At 48.2% G+C, this 8,858-nt stretch carries 9 protein-coding genes; all 9 read left to right on the top strand.

Annotated elements, in window-relative coordinates:
• Nucleotides 1–242 precede the first annotated feature (242 nt).
• The 9 genes from A1359_RS22675 (at nucleotide 243) to A1359_RS03560 (ending at nucleotide 8,543) form a co-directional block, all read left to right on the top strand.
• Entirely contained in the window at nucleotides 243–1,337 is a 1,095-nt protein-coding gene (locus A1359_RS22675) for a DNA-binding protein (RefSeq protein ID WP_066978145.1), read from the top strand.
• Between the two features lie 646 nt (nucleotides 1,338–1,983).
• The gene (locus A1359_RS03595) at nucleotides 1,984–2,244 is read left to right on the top strand and encodes a hypothetical protein (RefSeq protein ID WP_066978141.1); all 261 of its coding nucleotides are present in this window, start codon (nucleotides 1,984–1,986) and stop codon (nucleotides 2,242–2,244) included.
• Nucleotides 2,245–2,254: 10 nt separating this feature from the next.
• Nucleotides 2,255–2,644: a hypothetical protein gene (locus tag A1359_RS03590; protein ID WP_157200452.1), complete on the top strand. Its 390-nt coding sequence runs from the start codon at nucleotides 2,255–2,257 to the stop codon at nucleotides 2,642–2,644.
• A 2-nt stretch (nucleotides 2,645–2,646) separates the two neighbouring features.
• Nucleotides 2,647–3,444 carry a ParA family protein gene (locus A1359_RS03585; protein ID WP_066978135.1) on the top strand — a complete coding sequence of 266 codons (798 nt, stop codon included), beginning with the start codon at nucleotides 2,647–2,649 and terminating at the stop codon, nucleotides 3,442–3,444.
• Nucleotides 3,445–4,551, top strand: coding sequence for a ParB/RepB/Spo0J family partition protein (locus A1359_RS03580; protein ID WP_066978132.1), 1,107 nt, complete (start codon nucleotides 3,445–3,447; stop codon nucleotides 4,549–4,551).
• Nucleotides 4,548–4,997 (top strand): DUF192 domain-containing protein, encoded by a 450-nt coding sequence (locus A1359_RS03575; RefSeq protein WP_066978129.1) that lies wholly within the window; start codon nucleotides 4,548–4,550, stop codon nucleotides 4,995–4,997. Before A1359_RS03580 ends, A1359_RS03575 begins: the two co-directional genes overlap by 4 nt.
• 144 nt (nucleotides 4,998–5,141) lie before the next feature.
• Nucleotides 5,142–5,726 carry a plasmid mobilization relaxosome protein MobC gene (mobC, locus tag A1359_RS03570; RefSeq protein ID WP_066978126.1) on the top strand — a complete coding sequence of 195 codons (585 nt, stop codon included), beginning with the start codon at nucleotides 5,142–5,144 and terminating at the stop codon, nucleotides 5,724–5,726.
• The gene (locus tag A1359_RS03565; RefSeq protein ID WP_066978123.1) at nucleotides 5,713–6,807 is read left to right on the top strand and encodes a relaxase/mobilization nuclease domain-containing protein; all 1,095 of its coding nucleotides are present in this window, start codon (nucleotides 5,713–5,715) and stop codon (nucleotides 6,805–6,807) included. Before mobC ends, A1359_RS03565 begins: the two co-directional genes overlap by 14 nt.
• Before the next feature lie 107 nt (nucleotides 6,808–6,914).
• Complete coding sequence (locus A1359_RS03560; RefSeq protein WP_066978120.1) at nucleotides 6,915–8,543, top strand: DUF4942 domain-containing protein; 1,629 nt, start codon at nucleotides 6,915–6,917, stop codon at nucleotides 8,541–8,543.
• The last annotated feature ends 315 nt before the right edge of the window (nucleotides 8,544–8,858 follow it).

The raw sequence follows: 8,858 nt of genomic DNA, 5'->3' as shown, positions 1-8,858 counted from the left end.
GGCAAAAGTGGCTATCCGTCCTATTGCTGACTGCTAAAAAGGTAGGCGTGATGATTCCTTCGTAAATGCGTAATTAATAGAGCCCTCTACTAACACTCATCAGCGCTTTTAAATTTTTCAATCTAATCCGCGCTACTGAATGCTTCGTATGTCTTCCGATTCGTACCGATTGACGTTCGTTAGATGGCTATAACGAATAGCGAGTGTGGTAAAAATTAGGTACTATTTTACGATTTACTGAAATGCGCCTTAACATAGTCGCTAACGTACGTTTTCGTACCATTGGACTTCAAACCCCAAATCCAGATGTAAGAAAACGTATTTTTGACGCCGCCGACGAACTTCATGCCGAAAGCGAGACAGGAGAGTATCCAAACGTCGAAGCGGTTAGGCAGCGTAGCCGCGCCGGCATGAATAACGTCGTTGAAGCTATGCAGGAATGGCGGCAGAACCAACGCAAACAAGTACAGGCTGTACGCGAGCCGTTACCGGCTAACCTGCATGGTGTTCTACAGAGTATGGGGCAAAATCTTTGGGACACGGCGCAACAGTTAGCTAACGAATCCTTAGATACCGCCAGGGCGGCTTTTGAGTCGGAAAAGTCCGACTTGATTCAGTTGTCTGTTGAGCAATCAGAGGCCTACGAGACTCAAGCCACCGCGCTTGAGGCGGCTCATACTCGAATAGCGGAACTGGAACAGCTTGTTAATGTTGCCGAAACAGCCGCTCAGACTACCGCGCAACAGCTTGAAGACGTGCAACGCGCCCTACTCTCTTCCGAACAAAAAGTTGCCATTGTCGAACAAAAGGCAGAGGAAGTCGAAAAACGAGCGGCCGATCTTCGAGCAGAACTTAACCATGCTCATTCAGAGGTTGAGCATTTTCGGATCGAGCGCGACAAGGCCCATGATCGAGCTGAAGAAGCCGAAAAACACGCCGAGAAAGCGGAAGCCCGCACCGAGCAATTGCGTGAGACATTGGTGGCCCAAACAGAGAAAGCCGATTCAACCATCGAGCAACTACGCAACTCGCTTGCTACTCAAACAACAAAATCAGATTCGATTATCGAGCAGTTACGCACGGAGTTGACGGAAACGCGCACCAAGGCGGAGGCCTCAGACCAATTACACGCTGAACAACGGAAACGTACAGCGGAGGAAGTCCATCGAAGCGCAGAACGTATGGCTAAGGCCGAAACGGAATGCGATAAAGCCCGCCTGGCCGCCGCTGAAGCTCGCGAAGAAGCCGCAACATTGCGCGGCCAGTTGGAGGCCACCAAAACACAAAATGCTGCCCTTCTGGCGACATTGAAGCCTTCTGCGAAACCTACGAAATAACGCCACTAGCCATGCTATGATCCGCGCTGAATTTGTCTTGCTCAAAGACCTATTCGGCTGTGGATTACCATGTGGATACTCAAAGTTATCCACACTGAAATTATCTTGTTTTTACGCTGAATTTGTCTTGCTCTAACTGATTGATTTTTAAGTCTTTTGTTGTTTTTTTACGCTGAATTTGTCTTGCGCTCGCGCTGAATTTGTCTTGCTTATCGTGAACTCAATCACCTTGGAACCCGCGCGGTTAGTGGGTTACAGCGGTTTGCAAAGCGGCCACCCTATATAAATAAACCTATACCCTTCCTGTAAAAACCTGTAATTGACCCCTGTTTTCTGTGGATAACACAGCGATGGTCATGCTGTTTATATCGCCATTAGGCGGTACGGTTTTAAATCAAAAAAAACAAGACATATGCACATTTTTTCGCGTGGGGGCCTCCACTCTGCCCCCGAAAAAGCGAAAATCTGTGTATATGTCGTCCTCATCCTCTTTGCATTTTCTCTAGCGGCAATGTTCTTTTATTGTTTTCAGTTTGTTTTACGAATTGTTTTATATTTGTTTTAATCGTGTTATAATTTGTTTGCGGTACTTGCTTAATACCGCACCACTCTAACTCACCTGTGCCACTTAACAAGAGGAATGAATATGTCAGATAACGTTATTGAACCCATATCGCAAGAATGGATAGAACACGCTTACCCATTACAACAAATTACTATTCAGCTTCAAGGTACTCGTCATAGTTTGCCAGAACACATAATAGGCCAGCTTGAGGCTGTTCTTAAACGTCTACGGAACGGCGACTACTTCGGCGAAGAACATGATGATGATTTTGGATATAGGTTTAAGGTAGAGCCGACGTGTCAAGGACCGTCGTTTTTTGATGGCGGATGCGGATTTCAGTAGAGCTTACGCCATGTCTCCAGCACCAGAAATAGATAACGAACTATTTGAACGTGTGTCGCGTCAGTTGCGGCGCTGGTCTGATCGTTCAATAGGCGTAGCAAAATCAATCATTATTGATGGCCTATCGCTGTCTGAAGCCGCTTCTAAACACGATATGTCACCCCAACAAGCAAATGTCATTCGCGCTCGGTTTGTTGAAAAAGCGGACAAGGTTCGCCTTGAGTCGTTTATGGAGCGCGAAAAACCGAAACGGCCGAACGTGGAACTTGATGCATTTAAACCTGAAATACTAATTTTGGACGAGAAGGGCTACACGGTTGAGCAGATCATTTCCTTTCTTGCTGAAAATAATGTCATTGCTACGGCCACAACCATTCGAAATTTTTTAAAAGGTAACTGAACATGAAAACACTTGTGTTAGCTAATCAAAAAGGCGGTGTAGGCAAATCTGCCGTAGCCGTTCAGTTGGCGTATTTTTTTAATCTCGTTTTGAAAAAACGAGTTCTGATTATTGATTTGGATCATCAGCGAAATACTTCAAAGGCTATTCGCACCGGGGCTATTGCCGCCGTGTCTCAACTGGCGGCAAGCCGCCTGTTGTCCACTAAGATCGATGGCGGCGACATTGAAAACGCTGAATTTGTCTTGATTCCGGCCGATAATGCCGAATTGCTCAAGATGGAAAAGCAAGCTGATAAACACAACAGTTTTGCCACCAACTTGCATACTTTCTTGAAAACTGTTGATGAGCGATTTGACGTTTGCATTATCGACACAAACCCTAATCCGGATATTCGCCAGCTTTCCGCGCTGGTTGTGAGTAATTATGTTTTGTCCCCAATACAGTTGAATCAAGAAGCTATCGACGGTATCGGCGATCTTTTAAATCACGATAGTATCGGAATTCGGAAAATTCAGGCGACGTTGAACCCTACCCTTCAACTAATCGGTATTTTGCCGAATCTGGTTGAACCGACGCCGTTCCAGCGCGATAACTTTCGCGATCTTTCTACCCACTTCGCAAAGCTTTTAATTCCAATGACAAACGGTTTTGCGGCAATTAAAAAATCTACCGCTGTACCTGAGTCGCAAGCCGCCGGCTTACCAATCTGGAAATTGGGCAAAACCTCTGGCCGTGACGCATGGGCGCAAATTAGGCCGGTTTTCGAGCAAATCGCAACGACTATGGGAGTTATCTAAATGGCCATTGATCTTTCTGCATTAGAAGATAAACCGGAGGCAACGCCTCAGCATGTTGCGCATACCGGTAAACCCTTAGAAATTCTGCTAACGGATATTGAGGAAGACCCTAATCAACCGCGTATTGAGTTTTCCGAAGAGTCCATGAAGGAAATGACGGAGAGTGTTAAGGCAAAGGGAATTAAGACCCCTGTATCTGTCCGCCCTCACCCCGTCCATTCCGGCAAGTGGATTCTGAATTATGGTGCTCGACGGTATCGCGGTTCTATTGCGGCCGGAAAGTCTACTATTCCGGCGTTCGTCGATGCGTCGCACGACGATTACGACCAGGTTATTGAAAACATACAGCGCGAAAACCTAACCCCTATGGAGCTTGCCCTTTTCCTGAAGAAACGGATAGACGGCGGGGAAAAACAAGCATCTATTGCAAGGAAGCTTTCCAAAAGCACACAGTTTGTTGCTGTGCATCTTGCGTTGATTGATCCGCCGGCCTGTGTTGAGGAAATTTATAACGCCGGTAAATGTACATCGGCTAGAACGCTTTACGATTTGCGCACCCTGCACGACAAATACCCTGAAGAGGTCACTAAATGGTGTGGCGATGATCCAGAAATAACCCGGCGGTCTGTTGCTGAATTGGCCGGCGAGTTAAGCGGCAAAAAGGCTCAGAAAAGCCCCGCTAGTCCGCCGACAGACGGTAATGGTGAGAATGTTGGAGGTGTTGGGACTGATAACGAAAAAGTTCGTCATGACGAACTTTCACCAACGAACACCACTGAGACGCAAAACGGCTCAGGTATCAAGAATAGCGTAGATGCTAAACCACAAAAGACCATTGTTATCGATAACGATCTTGATGGCGACCAGGGCGGACAGGATCATGGCGAGCTTACGAGTTGGCCCAAGGGTAGGGCAATTTCCGATCCGCAACGAATTAGTAAGCCGCTATTACTTGTTGAGTACGATGGTCGTTCAGCGGCGGTGATTTTGAATAAGCGCCCGTCCACGCCTGGATTGTTGCATATACGCTATGAAGATGGCGGCGGGGATGCTGAAGTTGATGCGGGGCAATGCAAAATTAACCTGCTGACTGACACCGACAAATGAACAAGAGGCCATTAACGGCACTCGGTATTTTTCTTTTGCCATTCCTTGTGTGTGGTGAAACACACGCGGCTATGTTTGGTACATGCGATCTTTTTTTCTCGGGCGGCGTTTCCGTTAAGGATATACCGTTAGCGAATACCGCCGACCTGCGAGAAAAGGGCTTATCTGGTCAAGAACAAGCTAGCAATGGCATGTTGTTTAGCTGGGACAATTCAGAACCGCGGGCGTTTACTATGCGCGGTGTAAGTTTCCCTTTGTCGATTGGCTTTCTATCTGATGATGGCACTCTGTTTGCCATTGAGGATATGAGGGTTGATAGTGATAAGTTTTACTTATCCATGCAACCTGCAACTGATGCGATTGAATTGGCTTTAGGCCAATTCGAGAAATTAGGTCTTTCTATTGGCTCGAAACTTATTCGTAGAGAGTGTAGGGCTTTTGACTGACTTTAGGCGGTTTTTGTTTGCCATGGCAAACGTTTTATTAAGGGTGAGGTTTATTTTTGGACTAATGCAGGATAGGCGGACGGGGCCGCCGTGTGCTACACTACATTTGCACTTTAACAAACCACACTCGATTAGGAGGCACCTATGCCGCGCACGGCTGAGATTGGAGCGACACGAGATAGCTATGTATACCGTCTTCGTCTCCCGGCTCAATTGAAGGAGCAATGGGACGAACATTGCGCCAAACAAGACAAGAGTTCTTCCGTGGTGATGCGGGCGTTGATGCGCTATATCATCCAGGATGACATGCCGCCGGAGGTTCGGCGCTGGATCGCCGAGGAAACGGATAGGGTGACGGATACCGGCCCCAAGGAACGCCTTCGCGTGAGTTTCACACCAAGCGAACATGCGGCGCTTTTGAAACTCGCCGAGGCCGAAGCATGTTCTCCACAACGCTGGGTTGTGAATTGTGTACGTGCGTCATTGACCAACAAGCCTCAGTTCACCATGGAGACGGCAAAGGCGCTTTGGGAGTCCAGCGCCCAATTACGTGCAATTGGCCGTAACTTAAACCAGATAACCAAACGTCTACATGAAACCGGCGAGTTAAGCGTTCGCGTTGAAAGGATCGAACAACTTTCTGCCATAATCGACGGACACCGTGAAAAGGTCGCCGACCTTCTTAATGCCAGCCTTACAAGATGGGTAATTGCCGATGAAAAAGATTGATGGTGTTATTAAGGATTGGGGAGAGCGAACGGATTACGGGCGTGTTAAGGGCCGTAAGGGTAAGAACATTGTAGGCGGTCGCTATTCTAAGCCCGCGCCAGCGAAAGCGCCGGCAGGACGTGACAAGCTCGTTTCTACCGTGCGCAAGGCTCCCGAGGTTATGGTCAAAATCACGACGGGCAGAAAAGACCCTAATACCGGGAAACCACGGCCTATCATGACCGATATGCGCTCTATCAAGGACCACTTAGACTACATATCGAGAAACGGCGACGTTGAGCTAGAGGACGAGAACGGGCACATCCAGGCAGGTAAAGAAGATGTCCGCACCGTTCGCAACGCTTGGGCGGATGATGGCTCTATCCCTTACGAGAATGGCAAACGCCGCGAGGCGTTTAATATTGTTCTGTCGATGCCGCCAGGTACGGATCGTGCATCGGTGAAGAATGCCGCTAGAGAATTCGCGACTGAGCTTTTCAATAATCATCAATACGTTTTCGCCGCACACGAAGACGAAAAGCACCCACACGTTCATATTTCGGTTAAAGCAGCAGATAAGGACGGTATTCGTTTAAATCCTAGAAAGAACGACTTACAACGTTGGCGAGAGATATTCGCCGAGAAGCTGCGTGAGCAAGGTATCGAGGCCAACGCGACACCTAGGAAGGTGCGTGGCGTAGTTAAGAAAGCCGAGAAGCAAGCTGTTCGTCACATCGACCAAGGGCATGTAATAGGCAGTCGCAAATCATCTTCGCGCGTGTCTGCCTCACGGCGCGAAGCGGCCGAGCTGGAGGCGAGCGGAGAGCGGAAGCACGTCAATCCGGCCAAGGCCAAGATTGTGGAACAGCGAAAACAAGTTCAACACGACTTCGGCACCGTTGCGCGGACGCTTGCCGCCGGCGATAAGGACGATAAGACGTTAGCCGTCGAAATTGTCCGGTTTGTCCAGCAGATGCCACCAGTCCGGACCCGCCACGCCGAACAGGTCGAGGCGTTGCAGCGTTCGAGCGTACAGAGCGGGCAAACAATTGACCGGACGCCAGAGAAGGGCAGGGGAGAGAATAAGGATCGGGATCGCTGACCTTCAGAGGTGGCAAGCTAAACAAGCACTTGACATACGCCCCAATGGGGCGTATATTAACAATCAGGCCGGGCATTCCGCCAAGGCCGATTTTCAGGAGCCATCCGATGATTCAGTTTTACCCTACCCCTCGTTCATTAGCCGAAAAGGCATTCGCTAAATTCAAGTCTCATAATTTCTTACGCGTGTTAGAGCCAAGCGCCGGGCGCGGTGATTTACTAGCCCCATTGATCGACAAATTTAACTACCGCTATTCGTCTCATAGCACCGATAAAATTGACTGCATTGAGCTTGATTTAGATAATCAAGCTATCTTGCGCAGCAAGGGCGTTAATGTGGTCGATACCGACTTTTTGGAGTTTAGCGGGGCAGGGATGTTCAGTCATATTTTGATGAATCCACCTTGGAAAGATGGGGCCGATCATCTTGTTAAAGCCTTTGATTTATTAGTTGATGGTGAACTGGTCGCCATCCTAAATGCCGAAACAATCCGTAACCCGCACACCGCAAAACGAAAACTCATCTGTAACTGGATCGAAGAACACGGTTCGGTTGAATTTCTTTCAGAGGCGTTTCTTGATCCTGACACCTTGCGCAAAACCACCGCCGATGTGGCGTTGATTTGGCTGCAAAAGAAAGTCGATATAAAGCAGAACTTCACTCACGGTTTGGAAGTTGAGCATGTCGCGGAAATTGACTACACCGAGAAAAACAGCATCGCATTAAAACAAAACACGATCAGTAATGCCGTGGCCGTATTTAACGCCGCAGTCCGGTCCCTTAAATCCGCTGAGGTTGCCCGAGAAGAAGCCGACTATTACGCTCGTTTGTTGGGTCGGCCATTGAATGAATTGCACAAAACGACGACAGACGGCGAGGTCATTGCTATTCAAGAGCGATTTAATAAAGGCTATGACGATTTGAAAAAACGGGCATGGACTAATGTACTGCATAGCACCGAGTTCAATAAATACCTTTCGTCTAAAGCCTACCAACGTCTTGTAACCGACTTTGAGCAGATTGCGAAGCTGTCGTTTACAGAATCAAATGTAAGAGGCTTTTTGATTGGCCTGGTCAATAGCCAGGGCGATATGAATATGCAAATGTTGCTTGATTGTTTCGATGAAATTACCAAGTTTCGGCCCGATAACCGGGCGTATTACAAAGGGTGGAAATCGAACGAGAAACATAGGGAGTTAGCGTACCGGGTCAAAATGACACGGTTTATTGTTCCTGTCCGGAACAGTTACGGTTTAGGACCGAGCTGGGAAGACCTTAAAAAATTGCAAGACTTTGATAAGGCCTTTGCGATGCTCGACGGTAAAGCGCAATGCAACTACGGGTTGCATGATCTATTTAACACAATGCCGGATGACTTAAAAAGAAGTCAGCGAATGACCACCGATTACTTTGATGTTCGTTGGTATCGGCAGGCTGGTACTGTGCATTTTTACCCCCGTAATCGTGCAATCATTGACCGCCTAAACCGTATGGTTGGCCGTCAACGTCAATGGCTGCCTAACGAGAATAACGCGGCTCCAGGGGCGTTTTGGGAGCATTACGAAAAAGCCGAAACGATTACTAACGCAATGATATTGCCAACGGTACGCTGGGGCCATCCGTCAGATGAGCAGATCGAAGCGGCGCACACAAAAGCCTGTGAAGATGCGGGCCTTGATTTGAATACATTCTTTGCCTTAAGTAATTCGAATCCTAACCAACTGGCGGCGGCCTAATTTGTAGCAAGCATTTATACACAGATTTTCGTTTTTTCGGGGGCAGGGTGGAGGCCCCCACGCGAAAAAATGTGCATAAATTGATTTACCCCTTTACATGCGTCTATGTCAGTCCTTTTTTAAGGCGGTTTAATGTGAGAGGCTTTGCTCACTGTGCGACGATATTGACAGAAAGGCCGGCTTATACGGTCAAGGGGCTTTCGCGGCATAAACCGGTCGCTATCGCGCCCTATTTATTCCACGTCCCCTTGACCGCGCCGGCCTCCCTGTCAACCGATACGCACCGCAAGCCCTCGTCCCATTAAGACCGATTCA

The organism is Methylomonas lenta (genome assembly GCF_001644015.1).
GTDB lineage: Bacteria > Pseudomonadota > Gammaproteobacteria > Methylococcales > Methylomonadaceae > Methylomonas > Methylomonas lenta.
Note: the sequence above shows the minus strand (reverse complement) of the source record. Positions and strands in the feature narration are given on the sequence as shown.

Bases quoted from the DNA above. Each gene is read 5' to 3' on its own strand.
- A1359_RS03575 (WP_066978129.1), top strand. From the start codon at position 4,548: ATGAACAAGAGGCCATTAACGGCACTCGGTATTTTTCTTTTGCCATTC.
- mobC (WP_066978126.1), top strand. From the start codon at position 5,142: ATGCCGCGCACGGCTGAGATTGGAGCGACACGAGATAGCTATGTATAC.
- A1359_RS03565 (WP_066978123.1), top strand. From the start codon at position 5,713: ATGAAAAAGATTGATGGTGTTATTAAGGATTGGGGAGAGCGAACGGAT.
- A1359_RS03590 (WP_157200452.1), top strand. From the start codon at position 2,255: ATGTCTCCAGCACCAGAAATAGATAACGAACTATTTGAACGTGTGTCG.
- A1359_RS03580 (WP_066978132.1), top strand. From the start codon at position 3,445: ATGGCCATTGATCTTTCTGCATTAGAAGATAAACCGGAGGCAACGCCT.
- A1359_RS03585 (WP_066978135.1), top strand. From the start codon at position 2,647: ATGAAAACACTTGTGTTAGCTAATCAAAAAGGCGGTGTAGGCAAATCT.
- A1359_RS03560 (WP_066978120.1), top strand. From the start codon at position 6,915: ATGATTCAGTTTTACCCTACCCCTCGTTCATTAGCCGAAAAGGCATTC.
- A1359_RS22675 (WP_066978145.1), top strand. From the start codon at position 243: ATGCGCCTTAACATAGTCGCTAACGTACGTTTTCGTACCATTGGACTT.
- A1359_RS03595 (WP_066978141.1), top strand. From the start codon at position 1,984: ATGTCAGATAACGTTATTGAACCCATATCGCAAGAATGGATAGAACAC.